This is a genomic window from Hymenobacter busanensis, assembly GCF_008727865.1.
Taxonomy (GTDB): domain Bacteria; phylum Bacteroidota; class Bacteroidia; order Cytophagales; family Hymenobacteraceae; genus Solirubrum; species Solirubrum busanense.
This window is the reverse complement of the sequence record NZ_VTWU01000001.1, coordinates 263,318-287,845: the sequence shown is the minus strand read 5'-3', so window position 1 is coordinate 287,845 and position 24,528 is coordinate 263,318. Positions and strand designations below refer to the sequence as shown.

The following is a 24,528-nucleotide window of genomic DNA, read 5'->3' as shown; positions in this document are numbered from 1 at the left end:
AGCCTTATCAGTCACCCACGCGTCGGTACTGGCCCTGTTGCAGCCGGTAGGTACCCGCCGGCAGCTGCCCGGTGGTATCGGCGGCGTCGCCGAGCAAGTCAGGTGGCAGCTGGGGCTGCACGCGGGCCGTGTCGGGAGCGTTGCCCTGCACCGTATAGGCACCGAGCCAAATGGTACGGCCCCGATCGAGCACTTTGTACTGCCGCTGGACGTCCAGCTCCTCGGAGGGCGAGTCTTCGCCGTTGTCGTTGGTGTAACCAAAGTGCGTTTCGTAGCGCCCCACGGGTGTATTCAGCAGCCATTGGTTGTGGCGTAGGTCGTACACCTGCAAATCGGTAATGGCTTCGCCGCTGGCACCCCGGCCCGCGCCCATGTCGCCGCGCACGGCCGTGAGAACCAGCAGCTCGGCCTCGGGGTGCGGGTAGAAGTGGTGGGTAAGGCCGCCGAAGGTATTGTGCGCGGCCAGGGCCATGCCGCGGAAGGCGCCGGGGCGAAACTCCAGCAGCACCAGCAGCTCGGTGCCGGCCAAGTAGAGCTGCCGACCGGTGCGGGTGGGCAGGCGCACGGGCCGGGCGTAGGTGCCCTCGCCCGCTTTGGCCAAGCTGGTCGAATCGACCAGGAATTCGTGCAGCAGGCAGTAGTCTGTCAGCCAGGGGCTCCACTGCCCGAACGGTGCCGTGCGCAAGTCGGTGTGCTCGGCCGGGTCGAAGTGCAAGGTGTCGTTGAGCACGGTGGCAAAGTCGCAGCGCTGCCAGGCCTCGGCATTGGGGTCGTGCGCGGCAGCGGCTTCTATGGTGGGGCGGGCCTGCTGCATGGCCTCACGGATTTGCTGGTCGAGGACAGCTGAAAACGAAAGGATGGGCAGTGGCCCCGGCGCGGCCTGCGGCGCGTTGGCTCTGCCTTGGCAAGCGGTCAGCAATAACGCCAGCAGGAGCACATGCAGGAGCCATAAGTGGCACGCAACTGTCTTCATCGGTGGAACCTAAAAAATTGGCGCACCAAGATAGAGTAGGAATACCTGCGCGTAGAAGGTTTGCTCCCAGGACCTGCTTTGCTTGCGACGCAGGTGTTTTGTGACTTGCCATTTTCAGCAGCCGCAGCGGCACAAAAAAACCTCCGGGCCAGGGGCACCGGAGGTTTCTGAGATTGGGTCGGAGAGCTATGGAACCGCCCCAATCCGTACAAAAGCCGCCTGCGCTAGACGCGGCGCAAGGCTTTGGCGTTTTTTTCGCCTTTCTCTTCTTCGGACGCTTCAGCCGGGGCGGTTGCCGCAGCAGGGTTGTGCTCGTGGTGCGCGTGCTTGTTCTGCAACTTTTCCAGCTGGTCCATCAGCAGCTGCGTGCCCGGCGTGGGAGCCGGCTCTTCTACGGCGTAGATGTGGCTGAGCGCGTCGAAGTTCTCGGTTTCCACCTGCAGGTCTTTCAGCAGGCCTTCGCGCAGGTCGTATACCAAACCGTGCAGCTTAATGGGCTTGTTGCTGCGGCGGGCGTTCTGAATGATGTTGGTTTTGGCCAGGTTGCGCACCTGCTCAATCACGTTCAGCTCCACGAGACGGCGCAGGCGCGCGTCCTCGTCGGCAATGCGCAGCAGCTCGGTTTCGTGAATGCGGATTACGTCGCGGATGTTGATGAGCCAGTTGTCAATCAGGCCGTGCTGCTTGTTGGAAGCCGCCGCCGCCACACCGCCGCAGCCGTAGTGGCCCACCACCATCACGTCTTCCACGCCCAGCACTTCCACCGCGTACTGCAGCACCGACAGCATGTTCATGTCGGTGTGCACTACCATGTTGGCAATGTTGCGGTGGGTAAACATTTCGCCGGGGCCGGTGCCGGTGATGGCCGAGCCGGGCACGCGCGAGTCGGAGCAGCCGATGAACAGGTAACGGGGTTTCTGGCCCTGGGCCAGGCGTTCGAAATACTGGGGGTCTTTGGCGCGCTGGGACTCCACCCATTGGCGGTTACCTTCCAGAATTCGCTGCATTCCGTGTTCCATTTGTAACGAGGGGTTGTCGGTTGAGGGAAAAATTGTGGTCGGGAGACTAAGCGCAAAGCGCCACGATTGGTTGTGGACGCTTCAAAACTAGCTCAACTCTCCCTTATACGCCGTTGCTAGTGACCGAGCGCCTCCACTTGCGGAATGTTGCGCAACTCCAGCTCCACGCCGCGCTCGGCGGCGCTTTGGCGGAAGTTTTCAATGGCTTCGAGCACGTCGTAATCAATGGCTACCGAGTCGGTGCCGTCGAGAATGAGGTGGGTGCCGGCCTTGATGCGGTCGAGGGTGGTGGCAATGGCGGCTTTGTTCAGGAACGACACGTGCTCCGACAACTTCAGGTGCACCGTGTGGGGCTGGAAGCTGGGCTCGTGGTGGAAGAAGAAGGCCGACTCGGCGTTGGCTTTCAGAATGTAGAACATGGCCAGCACCAAGCCCACGCCCACGCCCTTGAGCAGGTCGGTGAACAGGATGACCACCACCGTGACGATGAAGGGCAGAAACTGCGCCCAGCCGAGTTTCCACTGGGTGCGGTAGAGGGCCGGCTTGGTGAGTTTGTAGCCCACCGTCAGCAGCACGGCTGCCAAGGCCGACAGCGGAATCAGGTTTAGCACTTGGCTCAAAAACAGCACGGCCATCAGCAGCAGCAAGCCGTGCGAGAAAGCTGACAGGCGCGTTTGGCCACCGGCGTTGATGTTGGCCGATGAACGCACGATAACGGCCGTGAGCGGCAGGCCGCCCAGCATGCCCGATATAAAGTTGCCCGCGCCCTGGGCCATCAGCTCGCGGTTGGGCGGGGTGCGGCGCTTGTGCGGGTCGAGCTTGTCGACGGCTTCCACGCTCAGCAGCGACTCCAGCGAGGCGACAATGGCAATGGTGAGGGCCAGTACGTACACTTTCGAACTGCTCAGCACGCTCCAGTCGGGGAAGGTGAGCAGGCCGGCAACGTCCTGCAGGCTCCTGATTTGGGGCAGGCGCACCAGGTGCGTATTGGCCACGCGCCAGCCGGGCTGCAGGGCGTCGAACGCGAGGTTCAAGGCAATAGCTACCAGCACCACAATCAGCGCACCCGGCACCAGCTGCAGCACCCGGTTGCGGCGGATAAACGGCCGCTCCCACACCAGCAGAATCAGCAGCGACACCACGCCGATGACGAGGGCGCCCGGCTGCAGCTGCTCCATGGCCCGCCCGATTTCGCTGAACGTGTTCAGCCCGTCGGACTGGAAGAAGTTCAGGTCTTCAAAGAAGTCCGAGTCGCCGCCCAGAAAGTGCGGAATCTGCTTCAGAATCAGAATCAAGCCGATAGCAGCCAGCATGCCCCGGATAACCGACGTGGGGAAGTACATGCCAATGACGCCGGCCTTGAGGGCGCCCATCAGCGCCTGAATGGCACCGGCCAGCACCACGGCCACCAAGAAGCCCTGGTAGCTGCCCATGCTGCTGATGCCGCCCAGCACAATGGTAGTGAGGCCCGCGGCGGGTCCGCTCACGCTTAGCTGCGAACCGCTCAGCCAGCTCACCACTACCCCGCCCACGATGCCGGCAATAAGGCCGGAAAGCAGCGGCGCCCCGGAGGCTAGCGAAATGCCCAGGCACAGAGGCAGCGCCACCAGAAACACTACCAAGCCCGAGGGCAAGTCTTTGCTCAGCGAGTTGCGGTACGAAAGCTTTAGCGGCTGCGGCGCCTCGTGTGCCCCTTGGCTAACCGGGGGCGGCGGAGGGGTAAGAACAGATTGAGTGGACATAGGAAGGAGTATCGGCGAAGTACCCGAACCACCCCTTGACGCAGTCGCGCAAGGCCGCATGTTCGGACGTTACTGCGCAAAGGTCCGGTGCCCGTCTTAAGAGGACGTTAAACCCGTATTAAAAGGCAATTAAAAAGGCCTGGCGCCTTTAACCGGTGCCCGGCTGAACTCTTCTGTTACCCCCGACGCGGAAATTCCAGCTGTACCTGGGTGCCCTCGCCGAGGGTACTGGCCACGCGCACCGCGCCGCCGTGCAGCTCCATAATCTTGTGGGTGAGCGGCAACCCGATGCCGTGACCCGGCACTCCGCGGGCGTTATCGGCGCGGAAGAAGGGCACGAATACCTGCAGGCGGTCGGCTTCGGCCATGCCCACGCCCCAGTCGCGCACTTCCAACCGCACTAGTCGGCGCTCGGTTACCAGCGTTGCCAGCACGGGCCGCGCCGCCCCCTGCGAAAACTTGCAGGCGTTTTCGAGCACGTTGAGCACCGCTACCAACAGCAGGGCCTCGTTGCCGTGCACCACGGGCTCGGCATCGGGGGCCAGCTGAAACTCCAGGTCGATGCGGTAGGTCGGGTGCCGCCGCTGTACTTCTTCGTGCGCCTGGAGCAGCAGCTCATCGAGGTGCAGCACGCTCAGCGGCACCTGCGAAGGGTCGTCGGAGGCGCGGGCTATCTGAAGCAGGCCGTTGGTGAGGTCTTTGAGCAGGCGGGCCGCATCGAGGGTGCTTTGCAGCACGCGGTGGTACTCGGTTGAGCTACGGGGCTGTAGCAGCGCCACTTCCAGCTCGCCAATGATGACGGTGAGCGGCGTGCGCAGCTCGTGCGACGCGTCGCGCACGAAGGTACGTTGCCCCACGAAGGCGGTTTCCAGGCGGTCGAGTAGGCGGTTGAACGTCAGCGCCAGCTGCGACACCTCGTCATGCCCGTCGGCGCGGGAGAGGCGGCGGTGCAGGTCCGAAGCCGAAATGCTGCTGACTTCGCGCACAATCTGGCGCATGGGCCGCAGCGCCTGCCCGGCAAACACCCAGCCGCCCACACCAGCCAGCACCAACGACGTGAGCAGCCCCAGCAGCAGAATACCCCGCAGGCTGCGCAGTTTCTGCTGGCTGTCGGCATCTACCGACCACGCCGTAACTAGGAACTGCCCGCGGTCGGGCACCCGATAGCGCAGGCCTACGGTATAGGCCCAGTTGGGATGCTCTTTCACCAGGTTCTCGTCGCCGCCGGCCAGCCACTTTTTGGGCACGGCGCGGTTGGTGCGCAGTCCTTCCCGAAAAACAATGCGCCCCTGCGCATTGTAAATGCGCACTTCTTCGTCGGGCAGGGTGCGGTAGAACTGGCGCAGGTAGCGGCGGTAAGCGGCGCGGTGCCGTTCGTCGGACTGGGGCTGGGCGGCGTCGAAGTAAACGTGCGCCACCACCAGCGCGCGGTTGCGCAGGGTGCGCTCGAACACTTCGCTGCGCGTGCGGGCCGTGAAGTAATAAATCAGCAGCGAAAACAGCAGCAGCGTGACGGCCACAATGGCGGCAAACTGCAGCGCTAACCGGAGGCGAATGGACATGCGGGCGGGGGTAGCTGAACGAGGTGCGCCTGCCGAACCAATCAGGCGCAGGCCGCCGGAAAATTACTGCACCCATTTGGCAAACGCCTTTCACTATGTATATTCCAAAAATAAATAGGGTATAGACAAATTTCAGGAGTTGCGCCTTGCACGCTCCTGATCAGGTAGTCCTCGGTTATGCAAACGTCCCACCTCCTTGGCACCTCCAAGCAACTGCTGAAACAGGCCGCACTTACGGCATCGGGCACGGTGTGGCGCGCTCCGCTGAGCCAATCGTCGAGCTTCGAATGGCTGGCTCCCTACACCGTGTACCAGCACCAGAGCCCACCGGTACCCATGCCCGGCCAGGCGGCGGCCAACGGCGGGCCGGTAGCGCACCCCGCCGAAACGCGCGTGTTTGAGCCCGAGTGCGTGTGGCAGGTACCTGCGGGCGGCGGCGCAGGTACGCTTTCGGTCTGCCGGTCGGGGGGCGCCCTCGTCAACCGCCGCCGGCTGCTCGATGTCGACTTCTCGGCCTCGGCGGGCCTGCTGGATTCGCCGGTGAAGCTGCGCCGCCGCAGATACCCGCTGGTGGTAGCGCCGTGGCCGCATTTCTGGGCCAGCTACTATGACTACATCACGTTTGTGGTGGCCAAGCTGTGCCGAATCGAGCACGTGCTCGGGGCGGGCATCTGGCAGGAAGCCACCGTTTGCTACCCGCTGCTGCACACGCCGTTTGAGCGGGAATTCCTGGCCCGGCTGGGCATTCCGGCCAGCGCCATCGTGGATACCGCGCCGCTCTGGGGCACTGCCATTCAGGCCGATTGCCTGCTGCTGGCCAACAGCCAGCAAAGCTGGTCGTCGGGTGCGGGCGACCTGGCGCTGCTGCGGAACCGGTTTCGGCCCGCCGGTGAGGCCGACACTCCGGGCACAAGGCGCATCTACCTTTCGCGCAAAGGTCGCCGCCGGGTGCTCAACGAAGCCGCTGTGTGCCAGCTGCTCCAGGCCTATGGCTTCGACATCATCGAGGACCGCCCCTACCCGCTGGCCGAGCAGATGCAGCTGTTTCGGGAGGCCGGCGTTATCGTAACGCCGCACGGCGCGGCCCTGACGAACTTGCTGTGGTGCGGCGCGGGCACGCGGGTGCTGGAGTTCTTCGCCAACGGCTACACGCCCAACTACTACTACTATATGTGTACAGCCCTGGGCTTCGACTACCGCTACCTGGTGGACTACAGCTTGGGCGAAGCCACCGACCACTGGACCAATATGGCCCAGGACATGACGGTTGATCTACAGGCGCTGGAGCAGCAGCTGGCCCTCATGCTGGAGCCAGCACCGGCCGCACTGGTTCTGAGCTGAGCCGATCAGTCGCCCTCCTTCAGCACGTAGCCCATGCCCACCAGGGTGTGGATAAGCTTGGGGTTGAAGCCTTTGTCGACTTTTTTTCGAAGGAAGTTGATGTACACATCAATCACATTAGAACCCGTGTCGAAGGAGGTTTCCCATACGTGCTCCAGAATATCGACGCGCGACACCACACGGCCTTGGTTGCGCAAGAGGTAATGCAGCAGCGCAAACTCGCGGGCGGTGAGCTGCACCGGTTGTCCGGCCCGGGTTACCATTTTGCTCAGCGGGTCGAGGGTAAGGTCGGCGAGGCGCAGGGCGGGCTGGGCGTTGGGAGCTTCCTGGCGGCGGCGCGACAAAGCGCGGATGCGGGCCAGCAACTCCTGAAACGCGAATGGCTTGACCAGGTAATCGTCGGCCCCGGCGTCGAGGCCCCGGATTTTATCGTCGGTTTCGCCCAGGGCCGTGAGCATGAGAATGGGCACGCCCTGGTCGTGGGAGCGTACCTCGCGGCACACCTCCAGGCCGCTCAGGCCAGGCAGCAGCTGGTCGAGGATGATCAGGTCGTAGGAATTGGCCAAGGCCAGCCGACGCCCCAACAAGCCATCGGAGGCAATGTCGACGCTGTGGGTTTGTTCGGTGAGGCCTTTGTGCAGGAAGGCCGCCACTTTGGGCTCGTCTTCTACCAATAGAATCTTCATGCCAGCAGTAATTCTGATGTCGAAGGTAAACAGTACGGCTGCAAACCGACCGTAGCTAAACCCAGGGTAAAAGTAGGAAACCTTGATAGCAAGGATGATTACAAATTATTATGGAAATAATTTAAGTTAAGCTTGACTTCTTAGATTAAGTCCTATAGTTTTAGAGAAAGATTCTATCAAGACTCTTTTAACCCGTTCTCCCGTTCCGTTTACTTTCTCGCGTTTGCCTGCGCCACAAGCGTCGCGAGCCAGCTAAGCGGCCACGCATATTCTCCACCAATATGACGTTCCTACGCTTTTGCCTGTACCTGCTGGCAGGTGCATTGCTGGGCGGCTGCGTGTCTCAGCGCAACCTCCCTTACCTCCAAAGCTCGGAGTATTCGACCCGAGCGGCGGTGGCGGTGCCCAACGCGGTTCAGCCGTACCGCCTGCAGCCCAACGACGTGGTGTCGGTGCGGGTGCAAAGTGCCCAGCCCACGCTCAACGATATTTTCAACGTGGTGGACACGCGGGCCATGTTTTCCGGCGACCCGGGAAACATGTTCCTGGCGGGCTACAACATTGACGCGCAAGGGCAGATAAACCTGCCCACCGTGGGCAAAGTGAAGGTGCAGGGCCTGACAGTAGACGAAACCCAGGCTATTATTCAACAGCAAGTGAACCGGTTCGTGCGGGATGCCAACGTGCTCGTTAAGCTTCTATCCTTCAAGATTACCGTGTTGGGCGAGGTGCGAAACCCCGGCCGCTACTTCGTGTACAGCGGCCAGGCCAGCCTACTCGAAGCGTTGGGCATGGCCGGCGACCTGACCGAGTTTGGCAACCGCCGCAACGTGAAGCTGATCCGGCAGACGGCCAGCGGCTCGGAAGTAACCCTGCTGGACCTCACCAGCCCCGCCCTGCTGGCTTCGCCCAACTACTACCTGCTGCCCAACGACGCCCTGTACGTGGAGCCCATGAAAGCCCGGACTTCCCGCGGCAACGCGGCCAACCTGGGCTTGGTCTTCGCGGGCATTTCTGCTGTCGTATTGATTCTCAACTACATCAAAGTGCTGTAGTACCGCTGCTCTTTTTCCACCGCTCCGGGTGCCGCTTTCGGCCCCACCGCAATTTCACCACTTCCCCGGCATGGAACCACGCGCTATGAATTCCGACGAGCTTGACCTGAGTCTGCTGTTTTTTCGGTTGCGGGCCCGTTGGCCGCTGTATGTGGCCAGCCTAGTAGTAGCGGGCACGCTGGCGTTTCTGTACCTGAAAGTGAAGGCCCCGGTGTACGACTTCCAGTCGACGATGCTGCTGGGCAACCAAAGCAGCGGCTCGAAACGGGCGCAGGAACTGCTCAACCTGCTGGAGGTGAAGGACCGCGGCATCAAAATGGAAGACGAAATTGGGCTCATTAAGTCGGGCGGCATGGTGAAGCAGGCCCTGCAGCGGCTGCCCCAGTTTATGGTGAGCTACTACGCCGTGCCCAATACCTGGCTCAACCAGCTGCGCGACCTGCAGGTGCGCGAGCGGCCGACCGGCTCGGTGCCATTTCGGGTAGTGCCCGACATGGCCGCTCCCCAGCTCAGCGGCACCCGCGTGCAGGTAGAAGTGCTGCCCGATGGCCGCTACCGCCTCACGGCCAAAGGCAAGAAAGCCACCCTCAGCAGCCTGCCCACCGGCGAGATGGTGCGGGAAGTGCTCGACTTCAATCTCGACCAAGTGGTGAAGGCCGGCGAGCCGCTCCACCACCCCTTGCTGAGCGTGACGCTATTGCCCGAACCCGGCGTACCGGCCGATGGCTCGGAGCGCTACAGTTTCAACCTCAACGACCTCAACACCCTGACCGGCGACTACGCCGGCCGCCTCGCCGTGCGCGCCATCGACCACGAGTCGCGCATTATCGAGCTGAGCACCAAGGGCACTGTGCCCCTTAAGGAAGAGCAGTTTCTGGATACGCTCATGAGCGTGTTCATCTCGGCCGACCTGCACGAGAAGAACCTGACCGGCAGCAAAACCGTGAGCTTCCTCGACGGGGAAATAGCCAAGCTGAACCGCGACCGGCAGCAGTCGGCGGCGGCGCTGAGTACGTTCCGGGCCACCCGGGGCGTAGTCGACGTGGGCGCGCAGTCGTCGTCGGGCATTCAGCAGCTCTCCAACCTGGAGGTAGAACGCTCCCGCATTGAGTCGCAGCGCAAGTTCTACGAAACGCTGCTGCACACCGTGCGCACCAGCCACGACATGTCGGCCCTGTCGGCCTCGGGCGTCAACGAGCCGGTGCTCAGCAGCTTGATCCTGCAGCTGGCCGATTTGTCGAACCAGAAGGCCGGGCTGGTGGTGAATGCCAGCGACCGAAACCCGCTGGTAACGGTGCTCGACGAGCGGATTCGTACCACGAAAACGTCGCTGGAGCAGAACCTGAAGAGCCTGATTCGCTCGTCGGATTTTCAGCTGGCCGACCTGACCACGCAACTCAGCCGCATTCGGGGCGACATGAGCCGCATGCCCGAAAACGAGCGGCAGCTGGCCGTGCTCAAAACCAAGTCGGATTTCAATGACAAGAACTACAACTTCCTGATTGAGAAGCGCGCCGAAGCCGCCATTGCCCTGGCCACCAACGCCACCGACAAAAAAGTCATCGACCACGCTGCCATGTCGGGCGGCGGTCCATCGGCTCCCAAGCCGTTGTTTGTGATGCTGATTGCGCTGCTGGCCGGCGTGTTTGGCCCCACGGGCGTGGCGCTGCTGCTGGAAAAAGCCAACCAGCGCATTCGCTCGAAAGAGGACCTGCTGCGCGTGACCAACATTCCGATGCTGGGCGTGGTGGCCCACGGCACCAAGCACGACCGGGAGGTGATGCTCACGTCGCCCAAAGGTCCCATTGCCGAGTCGTTCCGCTCCATTCGCGTGAACCTGCAGTACCTCTCCGCCGGCCTCGACAAGAAAGTACTGGGCGTCACGTCGTCGGTGCCGGGCGAAGGCAAAACCTTCTGTGCCGTGAACCTGGCTACCGAACTGGCCCACTCCGGCCGCCGGGTGGCCCTGGTGGAAACCGACCTGCGGCGGCCCACCGTGGCGGGCTACTTCGAACTGGACCCCACCGCACCGGGTTTGGCCGATTACCTGGCGGGCCTCAACAACCTGGAGGAATGCCTGCGGCCCAGCCCGGTGAAGCGGCTGGATGTGCTGCTCTGCGGCGAAGTGCCGCCCAACCCCACCGAGCTGCTGGAGTCGCCACGCATGGCCACGCTCATGGAGCGCCTGCGCGATGAGTACGACTACGTGCTGCTCGATACCCCGCCGGTGGGCTACGTGTCGGAATACTTCGTGCTGCTGCGCCACCTCGATGCCAACGTGTACGTGGTGCGGCAGAACTACACCGACAAAGCCCTGCTCAGCCAGATCGACGAGCTGCACCGGGAGCAAAAAATCAAGCACGTGTACATCATCATCAACGACGTGCGCTTCGAGAAAACCTACGAGTACCGCCACAAGCAGAAAGCCTACGCCTACGGCTACAGCTAGGCCCACCCCTGCCAGGGAAAGGCCTTTCTCTTCTCCACTTCCTCCCGCGCCCCTCACGCATGGCCTCCTCCGCCAACCTCACTGCGGCAACCGTTCACGGCGTCAAATGGACCACGGCTGCCACCATCACCACTTCCATTCTGCAGGTCGGCTACACCGCCGTAATGGCGCGGCTGCTCACGCCCACGGCCTTTGGGCTGGTGGCCCTGGCCGGGCTGGTGCTGCGTTTCGGCAGCTACTTTGCCCAGATGGGCATGGAGCAGGCCCTGATTCAGAAAACCGAGCTGCACGACAACGACGTGCGGGTGGCTTTCACCTCGTCGGTGCTGCTGTCGTTGCTGTTTGCGGGCTTGCTGATGGTGGGCGCGCCGCTGGCCGTGCCGTTTTTTCACGAGCCGGCGGTGGTGCCGGTGGTGCGCGTGCTGGCGTGCGGCCTGCTGCTCACGGGCCTGAACGCCACGGCCGTGAGCGTGCTGCGCCGCCAGCTGCGGTTTCGCACGCTGGCCATCATCGAGGTTGCCTCTTTCGTGCTGAGCTACGGTGTCCTGGGCATTGGGCTGGCTGCCGCGGGCTACGGGGTGTGGGCCTTGGTGGGGGCGCAACTGGGCCAAACCTTGCTGCTCACCATCCTGTCTTACGGCGCCGTGCGCCACTCGGTGCGGCTGTTGCTGCGCTGGGAAGCCTACCGGCCGCTGGTGTCTTACGGCAGCCGCATGTCGCTCATCAGCTTCCTGGAATTCTTTACCAGCTCACTCGACACCCTGCTGATTGGCCGCCTGCTGGGTGCCGCCGCCTTGGGCCTCTACAGCCGCGCCTGGATGCTGGTAGGCCTGCCGGTGTACCTGCTCACGAGCAGCGTAGCCAAAGTGGTGTTTCCTTCCTTCAGCCAGGTTCAAACCGACCGAACGAAGCTGGGCACGGTGTACTTGAGCAGCATTGTCCTCATCGGGGCGCTGGTGATGCCCATTTGTGCGGGCGTATCGGTGGCCGCGCGCGAGGTAGTGCTGGTGATGCTGGGCCCGAAATGGCTGGAGGCGGTGCCCATTCTGCGCATCGTGTGCGCCGCCTTTGGCCTGAGCATGGTCACCATGTTTGCCGGCGTGGTCTGCGACGCTACTGCCACCCTCAGCCGCAAGCTGCTGCTGAACGTGGTGTACACCGCCGTGCTGGCGGGCCTGTTTGTGGGCCTGAGCCGCTACGGGCTGTTGGGCGTAGCCGCGGCTGTGGTGCTGGGCGAGTTGGTGCGCACCCTGCTGTATTTGGGACTCATGCGCCGGGTGTTGGGCTTGTCGCCCTGGGCTATTCTGCGGGCCTACGGGCCGGGGCTGCAGGCTGCCGCTACGGTGTCGTTGGCCATTGGCGCCGTGGCATACGGCACCCACGGCCAGGGCTGGCCGCTGCCGGTGGTGTTTGGCCTGGAGGTAGTGGCCGGGGCTGTAGGCTTAGGAGTAGCCTTGCTGCTGTTGCCTTCCCCACGCCTGCAGGAAGTGGTAGGCCGCATTCTTTCGCGCCTGAGCCTGCCCCAAAGCGGCTGGGCTGCCGGCTTGGTACACGTGCTGCTGCGGCGTTTTCCGCAACCGGCCTGTGCGGCCGATGCCGCTGAGGTGCCCGCAACTACCCCCGTGCCTTACCATGCCGGCGCCGTGTCGGCTATGAGTGCGGCGAGCCGGCCCCGGGTGCTCGAACATACCCCCGCTGAACCCGAGCTGTCATGAAGATTCTCTACGACCATCACGCCTTTTCGCTGCAAGACGTCGGGGGTATCACGCGGTACTTCAGCGAGTTGCTGCGCCATGCCGGGTCCGGCACGCAGTGCGAGCTGCCCATCGTGCTCAGCAACAACCTGTACCTGCACGACCGGCAGCACACCCGCCACGTCAGCATCCGGCCCCAGTGGCTGGCCGAAAAAGCCTGGCGCCTCACGGGCCAAATCAACCAGTGGGCCGCGGTGCGGGCCTTGCAGCGCGGCGACTTCGACGTGTTTCACCCCACCCTCAACGATGCCGATTATTTCCTGGACCTGATTGGGGACCGGCCGTTTGTGATGACCGTGCACGACCTGATTCCGCTGCTTTACCCGGAGTACTACCCCCACGCCTCGGTAGCCGGCCTGGCCCGCCAAACCGCCCGTGCCACCCGCATCATTGCGGTGTCGGAAAACACGCGTGCCGATTTGCTGCGCCTGCTGCCCGTGGAGCCCGAGCAGGTAGTGGTGGTGCCGCACGGTACGTCGCCCGCCGTGCCCAGCCGCACCGGTTTGGCCGTGCCCGAGCACTACCTGCTGTACACTGGCACCCGGCGGTTCTACAAGAATTTCGACTGCCTGCTGCAGGCTTTTGCCCTGCTGCGCCCGCACCATCCTCAGCTGTATGTGGTGTGCGCTGGTGGGGGGCCTTTCAGTCCGGCCGAAACCGCGCAGCTTGAGCAGCTAGGCCTTGCCGACCGGGTGGTGCAGCGCGGGCCGCTTTCCGAAGCGCAGCTGGCCTACCTCTACGCGCAGGCCCAGGCTTTCGTGTTTCCCTCGCACTACGAAGGCTTCGGCATTCCCATTCTGGAGGCCTTTGCCCACGGCTGCCCGGCCGTGCTTAGCCACGCCTCGTGCTTCCCCGAAGTAGCCCAGGAGGCCGCTCTCTATTTCAACCCGAACAGCCCCGCCCACCTGGCTGAGCAGCTCGGCCGCCTGCTGGCCGAGCCCGCCCTGCAACGGCAACTCCGCGAAGCCGGCCACCGGCGGGGCCATGACTTCACGTGGGCCCGCACCGCGGCCCTCACCCACCGGGTGTACCAGGAAGCCCGCGAAGTGCGCGTACCCGCCTAACCTCCGTTTCACGCCCTATCTCCATGAAAATCAGCCTTCGTTTCCGCTATGTGGTGGTGGTGCTGGCGGTGGTACTCACCGACCGGGGTTTTACGGAGCTGGCTTTTGCCGACGAAGGTGACCCCATGATTGGGCTCTACAGCTACGCCCTGACGGGCCTGACCTTTGGATTGACTGTACTGTATTACAAGCACTTCGATTCTGTAATGCGCACCTGGCTGCTCGTCGTGCTGGGCAGCATCGGGCTGATGGCCCTGGAGTCGTACGGCGGCTGGGGCAGCTGGATGGTGTACCCGCACGTGTTTGCTAAGCTGCTGGTGCTGCTCAATGTGTTTGCCGTGTACGCCTTTCACCGGCGCTTCGGCCTGCCGCCGTTTGGCCTGCTGATGGCGCTGATTCTGGCCGGGCTGATGTCGAACCTACTGCTGCTTCACCCCGAAGCGCTGAGCATGTCGGCCTTCCTCGACAACGAACGGGGCTTTGGCTCCAACTCCACGTTTTTGCTGCCGCTGCTGGGCCTGTACTTCCTCAACCAGTATTTCACCCGCGGCGGGCTGTTGCGCCTGGCCATGTTTTTTGTGCTCTACGGCCTCGTCATCTTTTTGCAGCACCGCAGCGTGTGGCTGGCGGGCGGCCTGGGGCTGCTGGTGAATCTGCTGTTGCTGCGCCGCACCCAGGGTGTACGGCTGAATATGCAGCGGCTGACGCCCGTGTTCATCATGCCGCTGCTGGCCCTGACGGTTGGCGGCACGGCGGCGTTCATCGAAAACCCGGCCGTGCTCCAGAAGCTCAGCAACAGCATCGACGACATTCGCAACTCCGATAAGCAAGGTACCGGCAAGTGGCGCCGCGAGCAGTTCGAGTCGTACCAGCCGTTCATCGAGGAGAATATCATTGCGGGCATGCGCCTGAAGGGGTTCGAGCTGCCGGTGCAGTTCTACAGCACCGATACCGACGCCCCCGTGTGGCGCGACGGCACCGGCCACCACTTCCATAGCTTTTACATCGACCGGCTGTTCTACTTCGGGGTGCTGGGCATTGTGCTGGTGGTGGTGGCGCCCTTGGTGCAGGTGTGGCGCCGGCTGCGTCAGCCCGTGCCGCTCGATGCCACCGCCGCCGCCCTGATTGCCTATAGCGCCAGCGCCCTCATGTACGGCGTGTCGTACGACTGGCCCCCCTTTGTTTATGCCTTTATGGGTCTGATGCTGGCGGCGGCCGCACCGGTACCCGTTGCAGTGCCCGCGCTCCGCCAGCCCGCTTCCCCACAGCAGCCTTCCCTGTTTCCAGCCAGCTCCCCTGCCCATGCTACCGCCTGACGCCCTTTCGCCCAGCGCCACGGGCTTCTCTACGCCCGTACTTCTGCTCGTCTTCAACCGCCCCGACACGACCCGCCGGGTGCTGCAGGCCCTGCGGCGGGCCCGGCCCACGCGCCTCTACGTGGCCGCCGACGGCCCCCGCCCCCAGCACCCCACCGACGGCGCCAACTGCCAGGCCACTCGGCAGCTGGTGCGCGAACTGGTGGACTGGCCCTGTGAGCTGCACACGCTTTACCGCGACACCAACCTCAACTGCGGGGTCGGTCCGGCCACGGCCATCGATTGGTTTTTCGAACACGAGGCCGAGGGCATCATTCTCGAAGACGACTGCGTGCCAGCGCCCAGCTTCTTTCGTTTTTGCGCCGAGCTGTTGGCCCGCTACCGCCACGATACCCGCGTGATGCACATCGGCGGCAACAACTTCAGCGCCGAGGCCCAACGGCCCCCAACCGCCGAAGCCGAGTCGTACTATTTCTCCACGCAGGTAAACAGCTGGGGCTGGGCCACGTGGCGGCGCGCCTGGCAGCACTTCGATTTCTACCTCACCGGCTACCAGGAGCTGCAACGCCGCGGCGCCTTGCAGGGCCTCTACAGCTCGGCCCTCGAAACCCGCTACCGGCTGAGCAAAATCGAAAGCGTGCTCGACCTGCCAGAACCACCCGATGTGTGGGACTACCAGTGGCACTTCGCCGTGGCTGCCCACTCGGGCCTGTGCATTGTGCCCGCCCAGAACCTGGTGAGCAACATCGGTTTCGGGGAGCACGGCACCCACACGCTCGACGATTCCGACGACTTCGCGGCCGTGCCCACCGCCGACCTGGCGTTTCCGCTGCATCACCCGCCCTACGTGCTCTGCGACCGGCGTCGCGACCGGCAGCGCTTCCGCGAGTTTCTGCTGGGCCGGGTGCAGGCCAAAGCCCGCCAGTGGCTTACCCGCCTGATTCCCCTGAACGATGCCCCCGAACCGACGCCACCGGTACGCGAACCTTCCTACGCCAACCCTCTCCACCTATGAAACTCCTCCTCTCCGCTTACGCCTGCGACCCCGCCCACGGCGGCGAATCGGGCATTGGTTTTCACTGGGGCTGGCAAATGGCCCAGCGCGGTCAGCAGGTGTGGTGCCTCACCACCACTTGGGGCCGCGAAGCCATCGACGAGTACATGGCCGCCCGCCCCAACGACCCGGCCACGGCCCGGCTGCAGTTCGTTTACGTGACGGTGCCGGCCTTTTTCGAGTTTCTGTACCAGTGGCAGTTCGGGGTGTACATCCACTACATGGTGTGGCAGTTCATGGCGCTGCGCGTGGCGCGGAAACTCGATCAGCAGGTGAACTTCGACGTGGTACACCACGCCACCTATAGCAGCCTCAAAATGGGCTCGTGGCTGTGGCGGTTGGGCAAGCCGCTGGTATACGGGCCGGTGGGCGGCGCCCAAAAAGCCCCCATTGCCTTCCGCCGCTACGTGCCCGACTGGTTTCGCACCGAAACGCTCCGCTCGGCCGTCACGTGGGTCCTCACCCGCTTCGACCCCAACCTGCGCCAGCACCTGCGGCACTGCTCCCTGGTACTGGCTTCCAACGACGAATCGGCGGACCTGGCCCGCCGGCTGGGGGCACGCCACGTGCGCGTGTTTCTGGATACCGGCCTGCCAGAAGCATTCTACGGCGCCAAGCTGCCCGAGCGGCATCCCGGTCCGGTGCTGAAACTGCTGTGGGTGGGTCGCCTCTACCCCAACAAAGCCTTGCCGCTGGTGCTCGATGCCCTTTCGCGAGTGGCCCCGCGGGTGCGCTACCACCTCACCGTGCTCGGCGACGGGCCCATGGCGCCGCGCGTGCCGGGCTGGCTGGCCCAGTACGGCGTGGCCGACCACGTGACCTGGCGCGGCAGCGTGCCGTGGAGCGAGGTGTGCGTGCAGATGCATTCCCACGACGTGTTTTTCTTCACCAGCCTGCGCGAGTCGTTTGCGTCGCAGTTCATGGAAGCCATGGCCACCGGCCTGCCCATCATCACCGTCAACCACCAAGGGGCGCGCACCTTCATTCCCGCCACGGCCTCCATTAAAGTACCAGTCGACAACCCCGACGAAACGGTGGAGGCCCTGGCTCGGGCCGTGGAGTACCTCTACGACCACCCGCAGGAACGCCTAGCCATGGGCCGCGCCGGCTACGAGTTTGCTCTGCGCCAGACCTGGCCCGACCGCATCGAGCGGCTGTTCGACCTGATGCGCGAAGCCGGCATTCCCAACGTGCCCGCGCCGCGCACCATCGGTGCGGCCCCCGAACCGGCACCTGTTCCCGAACTCGTTGAGCAGTAACCTGCCTCAGAGCCTGGCTTCTCCCCGATTACGCGCCACTGCTATGCTCCACATCGTCATTCCTGTATTCAACCGCTGGGCTTTCACCCGCGAATGCCTGCTGTCGTTGCGCCGCCAAACCAACCGCAACTTCCGCGTCGTTGTCGTCGACGATGGCTCGACCGACGGCACGGCCGAGGCGCTGGCCCGCGAGTTTCCGGAAGTTACCGTGCTGCACGGCACCGGCTTTTTGTTCTGGACGGCGGGCGTCAACCTGGGCATCCGGCACGCCCTGCGCCACGGCGCCGACCGCGTGATGACCCTGAACAACGACGTGCAGGCCGCCCCCGATTTTATTGAGCAAATGCTGAAAGCGGCTGCCAAGCACCCCCGGGCCCTGCTGGGCGCGCTGGAACTCGACGCCGACACCCACGCGCCCGTGTATGGGGGCGAGCAGTTCAGCTTTCTGACCCACCGGCCCCGCCACCTGTTGCACGTGCTGCCGCCCGAGCAGCGCCGGGGACTGCACCCGGTTACCTACCTGCCGGGTCGAGGGCTGCTCATTCCCGCGACGGCCCTCGCGCATGTGGGCCTGTTCGATGAAAAGCGGCTCCCGCACTATCTCGCCGATTACGACTACACCAGCGTCGCGCGCCGCCGCGGGTTTCCGGTATTCATCAACTACGAAGCCCGCCTGCTCACTTACCCCGACGAAAGCGGGCAAGAGCAAACCCGCCGCCGCCGCAGCCTGCGCGGCTACTACGAGCATTTGTTTGGCATCCGGGGCGGCGGCAACCTGCGCAACTTCACCCACTTCGCCCTCAAGAATTGCCCGGCGCCGCTCGTGCCGCTGTTTTTGCTCAACGGCTACGCCCGCCGCATGGTGGGGTACTTTCTGCACTGATGCGCTATGGTTATTCTGATAAAACGCACGGGGCAGTTGGGCAACCGGTTGTTTTTGTTTGCCCATTTCGTGGCCAATGCCGCCGAATACGGCTACGAGCTGGCCAACCCCAGCTTCAACGGCTACGCGCCTTTTTTTGAAGCTACCTCCACCGGCAACTTTGGCGGCCTGCCCGTGCGCATGCACGCCTTTAAAAGCCCCAAGCTCGACCGGGTATTTGAGCTTGTGCAGCACCCGCGCGCTTTCGGGCTGCTGCGTCAGGCGGCACGCTTGCTGCCTCGCGGCACCACCCTGCTGGCCGACGAAGGCGAAACCGACTACGACCTGAACCAGCCCGCCTACCTCGATGCCGCCCGGCACCACACGGTGTTGGCCCACGGTTGGCTGTTCCGCGACAAACGGCACTTCGCCAACCACGGCCCTCTGCTGCGCCAGCTGTTTGCGCCCGTAGCCCCGCACCGGCTTGCCGTGGCCCAGCTCTTGGCCCGCGTGCGGGCAGAAGCCGATGTGGTGGTGGGCGTGCACATCCGCCGCGGCGACTACGCCACCTACTGCGGCGGGGCCTACTTCTACGACGACGCCACCTACGCCCGCGCCTTGCACGAATTGCGGGCCCAACTTCCCGCGCACCAGCGGGTGAAATTCCTGCTGTGCTCCAACGAAAAGCTCAGCGCGGCCGCGTTTGCCGGGCTGGATATAGAATTATCAACGGGGCACTTTGTGGAAGACATGTACGCCCTGGCCGGCTGCGACTACATCCTGGGGCCGCCCAGCTCCTATTCCGCCTGGGCGTCGTTCTACGGTCTTGCGCCGTTGCTGCATTTGCAGCGCCCCGCGCAGCCCATAGCCCTGTCCGATTTTCAGGTGTTTCTCGACCAGTAAATTAGTTGCTATCAGCCGCATGATCCACCAGAAGCATATGCCCTGAAGCCTGCTACTTTGGAACTTCCTTGCCACCGCCGCGCTCCGTTTTCCTCACCCGTATTTCATCAGGTATGGCACTGTTGTCGCCTTTGCGTTGGCTTGGTTTGCTCCTCGAAAGCATGTGCATCGCCGTTCCGGCGTCGCAGCTGGCGGCCCCGGCCGAGCACGGCACTTTGGTGGTGCGGCACGGCGGCGTGTATACCGGCAGCTACCGCAGCGAAAACTCGGCTGTTCCCTGCATCCGCATTGATACTACGGAGCCAGTTACCCTGCAAGGATGCCAGCTCGAAGGGGCCGGCACGCTTATCGAGGCCACCAACGGCGGGGCGCAGCTAATTATTCGCGACTGCACGGGCGTGGGCTTGCTGCCCAGCGTCGACAACAAGCCCCACGGACGATTTCTGGAGGTGAATTCGGCCCGCTCGGTGCGCATCGAAAACAACGAGTTCAGCCACACCAGCGGCATCCTCATTTACCTCTGGGGCGGCGACGGCTCGGCCCAGCAAACCCTCACGGTGCTGCGCAACGTGGTGCGCAACGCCGATGGCCGCTTCCGCAACGGCGGCGGCACATTTGCCACTTTCATTGGCCTGAACGGGGTGCGCGGGCTGGTGAATGCCGAAATAGCCTGGAATCAGGTAATAAACGAGCCCAACAACTCCCGCGTTGAGGACAACATCAACTTCTACAACTCCTCGGGCACGGCCTACAGCCCCTTGCGCGTGCACGACAACTACATCTACGGGGCATTTCCCTATCCTGCTACCGATGCCAGCTACACCGGCTCGGGCGTAACTACCGACGGCGACGGCGACTCGGCCCTGACGACGACGGCTTATATAGAAGCCTACCACAACCAACTAGTGGCCACCTGTGCGGCCATGAACATTGCCGCCGGCCACGACAACTCCTTCCACGACAACCGCATTGTATCCAGCGGCCTGCTGCCCGACGGCACCCGCCTGAAAACGGGCTATGCCGCCATAGCCATCTGGAACGCCTACGAGAAGCCAAAGGAGGTATTTCACAGCAACCGCTTCGACCACAACACCATTGCTTTCTATAAAGAAGGCATGCAGCATCCGTTTGCCAACCGGCACGACGTGAATGTGGAGGCCTGCACGCCCTGTACCAATACCGAGCACCTGCCCAACCCTATCACGCTGCAAACCGAGCAGCACGAGTGGGACCTGTGGCAGCACAAGTTACAGGCCCAACGTGCCTCCATAGGCCCGCGCGTGGCACTTGCCCCCAAACCGGCCCCGCAGAAGCTGTAGCAGCGGCCTTCGCCTAGGATGTATCTGACACCTTCCTTCCAGAGGTGTTTTTTTTATGCCCTTTGAAAAAAACATGAACGCCCTAAAGGCGCCCTATTCACTATCAATTACATATATAATCCGCTATGTATAATTACAATCTTGTTTAAGTACCATATAAAAAATATTTGCCGGGTCTTGCAATACGAATCCTTTTTATACATTTGTAATGAACCCCGGCCCAAGAACTAGAACAATACCAATGTTCAATCTTGGCTTAGTTTCCAAAAAGGCCTTTGCCGCGCCCCACGACGGGTTGGCAATTGTACCCAAAGGAGAGACGAAGGAAAGCCCCTTAATTGGCCGCTTTCTTGGTGATGTTGGCATGTGAAGTTGGTTTACAATCCCTCTTTTTAGCCTTTTAAACACCTTTTTCAGCAACTATGGCTTTGGCAGCCGCTTCACCTACCCGGGGGTGAAGCCGGAAGAACCAAGCGCCCAGCCCTTGCCGGCACAGGTCGAATCAGGAGAAACAGAGCGGAAGAGCAACCTTTCATACAATTGCACATAATTCATTCCACCGTTTGGAACGAATTGACCTACCGGCAGGTTAAAGCCGTAACATGCCTATATAGGCATATAACATAATACAAACAGAATGCAAAAAACCTCTGGTACCTCCGTTCGGACCACCCGTAACATGTCCTCTGGTGCACGCTTTCTGCCGTTGGTGGCGCTCGTGCTGTTGGTAATTGGTCTTCTCCCGACCAAATTGTGGGCTCAGACCGTCCCCGCACTCAATTATTCCGGCCCCCTGGTCATCACCCGCGGTGGTACCTACACGGGCAACTACCGCAGCACCAGCTCCACGGTGCCGGTAATCAAGATTGAAACTTCCGATCCGGTTACCATCGAGAACTGCACCTTGGTGGGCCCCGGCGACATCATCGACGCGAAATGGAGCGGCGTGCAGCTGGTCATTCGCAACAACAAAGCCTACGGCCAGACCCCTACGGTGGACAACCTGCGCCGCGGCCGCTTTGTAGAAGCCAACTCGGGCCGCTCGGTGCGCATCGAGGGCAACTACATCGAGCAAACCACGGGCATGGCCATCTACATGTGGAGCGGCGATGGTTCGCCGTCGCAGACGCTGACAGTGGTGCGCAACGTGGCCAAGAACATCGACGGCCGTTTCCGCAACGGCGGCGGCACGTACTCCAACTTCTTGGGCTTGAACGGCGTGTATCACACCGGCAACATCGAAATTGCCTGGAACCAGGTGATTAACGACCCGAACAACTCGTTGCCGGAAGACGTCATCAACTTCTACAACTCGGGTGGTACGGCCAGTTCGCCCATCCGTCTGCACGACAACTACATCTACGGGGCTTTCCCCTACCCGGCTACGGCTTCGTACTACACGGGCTCGGGCATCATGATGGACGGTGACGCCATGTCGGCTTCGAATGCCACCTCGTACATCAACGTGACCAACAACCAGCTGGTAGCTACCTGCTCGGCCCTGAACGTGGCTTCGGGCCACGACATTCACTACGAAGGCAACCGCGTAGTAACCTCGGGCTACTTCCAGGACGGCTCCCGCATGACGGCCATGTACGCCGGCATGGCCATCTGGAACGGCTACTCGCAGCCGAGCAACGTGTACTACAACAACACGATGAATAACAACGTGTCGGGTTTTGTGAGCTGGGGCCGCAACGTGCCCTACCCCGACCGCTTCGACGTGAACACGGATGCTTGCGCAACCTGCACCAACACGACCTACTTGCCGAACCCCATTACGCTGCAAACCGAGCAGAACGAGTGGGACCTGTGGCAGCAGAAATTAGCCCAAAACGGCATCACGCTGGGCGTAGGCGGCTCGGGCTCGGGCACTACCCCGACCACGCCGACTACCCCCACCACCCCCACCACGCCGACGACGCCCACCACGGGTAGCGGCAACACGGGCACCACGCCCATGGCCGGCCCGGCCAACTCGACCTTCTTCCGCGGCATCAACGTGAACGGTGCGGCCTCCTCGATTGACGGCAACAGTTGGGAAGCCGGCGCCTCGGCGGCCAACTTCCAGATCAACGGTGCGCCCCTGACTGCTCAGAACGTGGCCCTGGCGACGAACACCGATGCCGCCCGCGCCGAGATGATCCGCTCGTTTGTGTACGGCACCAGCACCAGCGGCACGGTTTCGAGCGTGGCCAACGGCACCTACAGCGTGTACCTGTACCTCTTTGAAGACAACAGCGCCGAGACGTTCAACATCTCGGTGGAAGGCCAGACGGTGCAGAGCGGCTACAACAGCGGCCCGGCCGGTACCTGGAAGCGCGTAGGCCCGTACCAAGTGGACGTAGCCGACGGCAACATCACCTTTGGTACCTCGGGCGGCTACGCCAACGTTTCGGGTGTGGAGATTTACAAGCACAACGCAGCCCCCGCCAACCAGGCCCCGACCGTGAGCCTGACTTCGCCGAGCGCCAGCACCGTAACGGTGGGCACGGCCCTGAACCTGACGGCTACGGCCGCTGACGCCGACGGCACGGTTGCCAAAGTGGAGTTCTTCAACGGCACCACCAAGCTGGGCGAAGACACCTCGGCTCCGTACTCGCTGAGCTACACGCCCAATGCTGCCGGTAGCCTGAGCCTGACGGCCAAAGCCACCGACAACACCGGTGCCACGACGTCGTCGGCTGCTGTGAACGTAACGGTGCAGGCCGTGGTGGTAACGCCCCCCACGACCCCGACCAGCGGCACGTTCTACCGCGGCATCAACGTGGGCGGCTCGGCCCTGACCATCGACGGCAACAGCTGGGAGGCCGGTACCGCTACCGGCGTGACGCTGACCGGCATGGTGTTCGACAACCGCACCACCACGCTGAACCCCGCCACGGATGCCAACCGCTCCAGCATGCTCACCGACGCGGTGGGTGGCAGCACGGTCGGTGCTTCGCTCTCGGGCGTTCCGGCTGGCACCTACTCGGTGTACGCTTACCTCTGGGAAGACAACGGCCCGGAAACGACCAACATCGTGCTCAACGGCGCGACGGTGCAGTCGAACGTGAACACCGGCGCGGCTGGCAGCTGGCAGCGGGTGGGTCCTTACCAGGTAACGGTTAGCAACGGCACCATTGCCCTGTCGACTTCGGGTGGCCACCCCAACCTGTCGGGTATCGAAATCTACCGCGCTGGCACCACTACGACGCCGACCACGCCGACGACTCCCACCACGACCCGCACGCTGTACCGCGCCATTAACGTGAACGGTGCTTCGACCACCATCGACGGGGTGGTGTACGAAGCCGGCACCTCGCCTGCCAACGTAACGACCAACGGCAGCCGCCTGACCTCGCAGAACGTGACGCTGGTACCGGCCACCGATGCCAACCGCACGTCGATGATTCAGTCCTTCATCTGGCGCCACAACCTGCAGTACTCGCTCACGAGCGTACCGAATGGCACCTACGAAGTTTCGTTCTACGCCTGGGAAGACAACAACCCCGAGACGTACAGCGTGAGCCTGAACGGCCAGAGCGTGGTGAGCAACTACAATAGCGGCCGCGCCGGTACCTGGAAGAAGTTTGGTCCTTTCACCACCACGGTAACCAACGGCACGATTGCCCTGCAGAGCAGCGGCGGTGCCATGAACCTCTCGGGTGTGGAAGTGTACAAGGTAACGACTTCGTCGACCTCGGCCCGCACTGCCCTGTCGACGACGGCTACCTCGGCCCCGGCCCTGCAAGCTTACCCGAACCCCTTCGTGAACACCCTGAACGTGACGCTGAACCTGGCCAAAGCCGAGAGCGTAACGCTGGGCCTCTTCAACAGCATGGGCACCGAAGTAAAGCGTAGCACGGTAGCCGCCACGGCGGGCACGAGCACCTCGACCATGAATGTAAGCGCTTTGCCTGCTGGCAACTACGTGCTGAAAGTATTGTCGGGCTCCCTCACCGGCGAATCCCTCCAGTTGCGGAAGTAACCTTCCGCCGGACCGTCCTCCACCACGGTCCATTTGAAGCCCGGTCGCGCAAGCGGCCGGGCTTTTTTGTGTGCACTCAAGCATATTTGCACTTTTAATATATTTTATTTAAAATTAACCTTTGCATCTATTGTTTTTGCCATTATTAATACAATTATTTGCTCAGAAAGTTCTACCCAGAACATTCTACAGCCTCCTCC

Annotated in this window: 17 protein-coding genes; 12 read left to right on the top strand and 5 right to left on the bottom strand. The window is 62.8% G+C overall.

The annotated features are described in order from the left end of the window. Nucleotides 1-7: 7 nt before the first annotated feature. From F0P96_RS01180 to F0P96_RS01165, 4 genes are all read right to left on the bottom strand, one after another. On the bottom strand, nucleotides 8-937 hold the full coding sequence (locus tag F0P96_RS01180) for a hypothetical protein (protein ID WP_151076916.1): 930 nt from the start codon (nucleotides 935-937) through the stop codon (nucleotides 8-10). Nucleotides 938-1,197: 260 nt separating this feature from the next. Next, complete coding sequence (locus tag F0P96_RS01175; RefSeq protein WP_235917339.1) at nucleotides 1,198-1,992, bottom strand: carbonic anhydrase; 795 nt, start codon at nucleotides 1,990-1,992, stop codon at nucleotides 1,198-1,200. A 116-nt stretch (nucleotides 1,993-2,108) separates the two neighbouring features. Continuing rightward, nucleotides 2,109-3,734, bottom strand: coding sequence for a SulP family inorganic anion transporter (locus tag F0P96_RS01170; protein WP_151076915.1), 1,626 nt, complete (start codon nucleotides 3,732-3,734; stop codon nucleotides 2,109-2,111). 176 nt (nucleotides 3,735-3,910) lie between these two features. Beyond that, on the bottom strand, nucleotides 3,911-5,296 hold the full coding sequence (locus F0P96_RS01165; RefSeq protein WP_151076914.1) for a sensor histidine kinase: 1,386 nt from the start codon (nucleotides 5,294-5,296) through the stop codon (nucleotides 3,911-3,913). A gap of 177 nt (nucleotides 5,297-5,473) precedes the next feature. Here F0P96_RS01165 and F0P96_RS01160 point away from each other — a divergent pair, with 177 nt between their 5' ends. Beyond that, the gene (locus F0P96_RS01160; protein WP_151076913.1) at nucleotides 5,474-6,637 is read left to right on the top strand and encodes a glycosyltransferase family 61 protein; all 1,164 of its coding nucleotides are present in this window, start codon (nucleotides 5,474-5,476) and stop codon (nucleotides 6,635-6,637) included. A 5-nt stretch (nucleotides 6,638-6,642) separates the two neighbouring features. Here the strand turns inward: F0P96_RS01160 and F0P96_RS01155 are convergent, their stop codons facing one another. After that, nucleotides 6,643-7,323 carry a response regulator transcription factor gene (locus F0P96_RS01155; RefSeq protein WP_151076912.1) on the bottom strand — a complete coding sequence of 227 codons (681 nt, stop codon included), beginning with the start codon at nucleotides 7,321-7,323 and terminating at the stop codon, nucleotides 6,643-6,645. A 281-nt stretch (nucleotides 7,324-7,604) separates the two neighbouring features. Here F0P96_RS01155 and F0P96_RS01150 point away from each other — a divergent pair, with 281 nt between their 5' ends. From F0P96_RS01150 to F0P96_RS01100, 11 genes are all read left to right on the top strand, one after another. After that, nucleotides 7,605-8,378 carry a polysaccharide biosynthesis/export family protein gene (locus tag F0P96_RS01150; RefSeq protein ID WP_151076911.1) on the top strand — a complete coding sequence of 258 codons (774 nt, stop codon included), beginning with the start codon at nucleotides 7,605-7,607 and terminating at the stop codon, nucleotides 8,376-8,378. A gap of 70 nt (nucleotides 8,379-8,448) precedes the next feature. Further along, nucleotides 8,449-10,827, top strand: coding sequence for a polysaccharide biosynthesis tyrosine autokinase (locus F0P96_RS01145; RefSeq protein ID WP_151076910.1), 2,379 nt, complete (start codon nucleotides 8,449-8,451; stop codon nucleotides 10,825-10,827). A 59-nt stretch (nucleotides 10,828-10,886) separates the two neighbouring features. Next, a complete protein-coding gene (locus tag F0P96_RS01140; RefSeq protein WP_151076909.1) occupies nucleotides 10,887-12,542 on the top strand; it encodes a lipopolysaccharide biosynthesis protein in 1,656 nt (551 codons plus the stop codon). Next, on the top strand, nucleotides 12,539-13,645 hold the full coding sequence (locus tag F0P96_RS01135) for a glycosyltransferase family 4 protein (protein WP_151076908.1): 1,107 nt from the start codon (nucleotides 12,539-12,541) through the stop codon (nucleotides 13,643-13,645). The genes F0P96_RS01140 and F0P96_RS01135 overlap by 4 nt, the downstream gene beginning before the upstream one ends. A 23-nt stretch (nucleotides 13,646-13,668) precedes the next feature. Further along, on the top strand, nucleotides 13,669-14,961 hold the full coding sequence (locus tag F0P96_RS01130; protein ID WP_151076907.1) for a hypothetical protein: 1,293 nt from the start codon (nucleotides 13,669-13,671) through the stop codon (nucleotides 14,959-14,961). Further along, nucleotides 14,948-15,976: a glycosyltransferase family 2 protein gene (locus tag F0P96_RS01125; RefSeq protein WP_201743896.1), complete on the top strand. Its 1,029-nt coding sequence runs from the start codon at nucleotides 14,948-14,950 to the stop codon at nucleotides 15,974-15,976. Before F0P96_RS01130 ends, F0P96_RS01125 begins: the two co-directional genes overlap by 14 nt. Next, on the top strand, nucleotides 15,973-17,274 hold the full coding sequence (locus tag F0P96_RS01120; protein WP_151076906.1) for a glycosyltransferase family 4 protein: 1,302 nt from the start codon (nucleotides 15,973-15,975) through the stop codon (nucleotides 17,272-17,274). The genes F0P96_RS01125 and F0P96_RS01120 overlap by 4 nt, the downstream gene beginning before the upstream one ends. Nucleotides 17,275-17,317: 43 nt before the next feature. Then, a complete protein-coding gene (locus F0P96_RS01115) occupies nucleotides 17,318-18,157 on the top strand; it encodes a glycosyltransferase family 2 protein (RefSeq protein WP_151076905.1) in 840 nt (279 codons plus the stop codon). Nucleotides 18,158-18,163: 6 nt separating this feature from the next. Further along, nucleotides 18,164-19,039 carry an O-fucosyltransferase family protein gene (locus tag F0P96_RS01110; RefSeq protein WP_151076904.1) on the top strand — a complete coding sequence of 292 codons (876 nt, stop codon included), beginning with the start codon at nucleotides 18,164-18,166 and terminating at the stop codon, nucleotides 19,037-19,039. A 161-nt stretch (nucleotides 19,040-19,200) separates the two neighbouring features. Then, on the top strand, nucleotides 19,201-20,358 hold the full coding sequence (locus tag F0P96_RS01105; RefSeq protein ID WP_151076903.1) for a right-handed parallel beta-helix repeat-containing protein: 1,158 nt from the start codon (nucleotides 19,201-19,203) through the stop codon (nucleotides 20,356-20,358). A 679-nt stretch (nucleotides 20,359-21,037) separates the two neighbouring features. Further along, a complete protein-coding gene (locus tag F0P96_RS01100; RefSeq protein WP_167291132.1) occupies nucleotides 21,038-24,328 on the top strand; it encodes an Ig-like domain-containing protein in 3,291 nt (1,096 codons plus the stop codon). Nucleotides 24,329-24,528: the final 200 nt, after the last annotated feature.

Coding starts and splice junctions, on each gene's coding strand:
- F0P96_RS01115 (WP_151076905.1), top strand. CDS start 17,318: ATGCTCCACATCGTCATTCCTGTATTCAACCGCTGGGCTTTCACCCGC.
- F0P96_RS01140 (WP_151076909.1), top strand. CDS start 10,887: ATGGCCTCCTCCGCCAACCTCACTGCGGCAACCGTTCACGGCGTCAAA.
- F0P96_RS01105 (WP_151076903.1), top strand. CDS start 19,201: ATGTGCATCGCCGTTCCGGCGTCGCAGCTGGCGGCCCCGGCCGAGCAC.
- F0P96_RS01160 (WP_151076913.1), top strand. CDS start 5,474: ATGCAAACGTCCCACCTCCTTGGCACCTCCAAGCAACTGCTGAAACAG.
- F0P96_RS01165 (WP_151076914.1), bottom strand. CDS start 5,296: ATGTCCATTCGCCTCCGGTTAGCGCTGCAGTTTGCCGCCATTGTGGCC.
- F0P96_RS01145 (WP_151076910.1), top strand. CDS start 8,449: ATGGAACCACGCGCTATGAATTCCGACGAGCTTGACCTGAGTCTGCTG.
- F0P96_RS01100 (WP_167291132.1), top strand. CDS start 21,038: ATGTCCTCTGGTGCACGCTTTCTGCCGTTGGTGGCGCTCGTGCTGTTG.
- F0P96_RS01170 (WP_151076915.1), bottom strand. CDS start 3,734: ATGTCCACTCAATCTGTTCTTACCCCTCCGCCGCCCCCGGTTAGCCAA.
- F0P96_RS01130 (WP_151076907.1), top strand. CDS start 13,669: ATGAAAATCAGCCTTCGTTTCCGCTATGTGGTGGTGGTGCTGGCGGTG.
- F0P96_RS01155 (WP_151076912.1), bottom strand. CDS start 7,323: ATGAAGATTCTATTGGTAGAAGACGAGCCCAAAGTGGCGGCCTTCCTG.
- F0P96_RS01110 (WP_151076904.1), top strand. CDS start 18,164: ATGGTTATTCTGATAAAACGCACGGGGCAGTTGGGCAACCGGTTGTTT.
- F0P96_RS01125 (WP_201743896.1), top strand. CDS start 14,948: ATGCTACCGCCTGACGCCCTTTCGCCCAGCGCCACGGGCTTCTCTACG.
- F0P96_RS01150 (WP_151076911.1), top strand. CDS start 7,605: ATGACGTTCCTACGCTTTTGCCTGTACCTGCTGGCAGGTGCATTGCTG.
- F0P96_RS01120 (WP_151076906.1), top strand. CDS start 15,973: ATGAAACTCCTCCTCTCCGCTTACGCCTGCGACCCCGCCCACGGCGGC.
- F0P96_RS01175 (WP_235917339.1), bottom strand. CDS start 1,992: ATGGAACACGGAATGCAGCGAATTCTGGAAGGTAACCGCCAATGGGTG.
- F0P96_RS01135 (WP_151076908.1), top strand. CDS start 12,539: ATGAAGATTCTCTACGACCATCACGCCTTTTCGCTGCAAGACGTCGGG.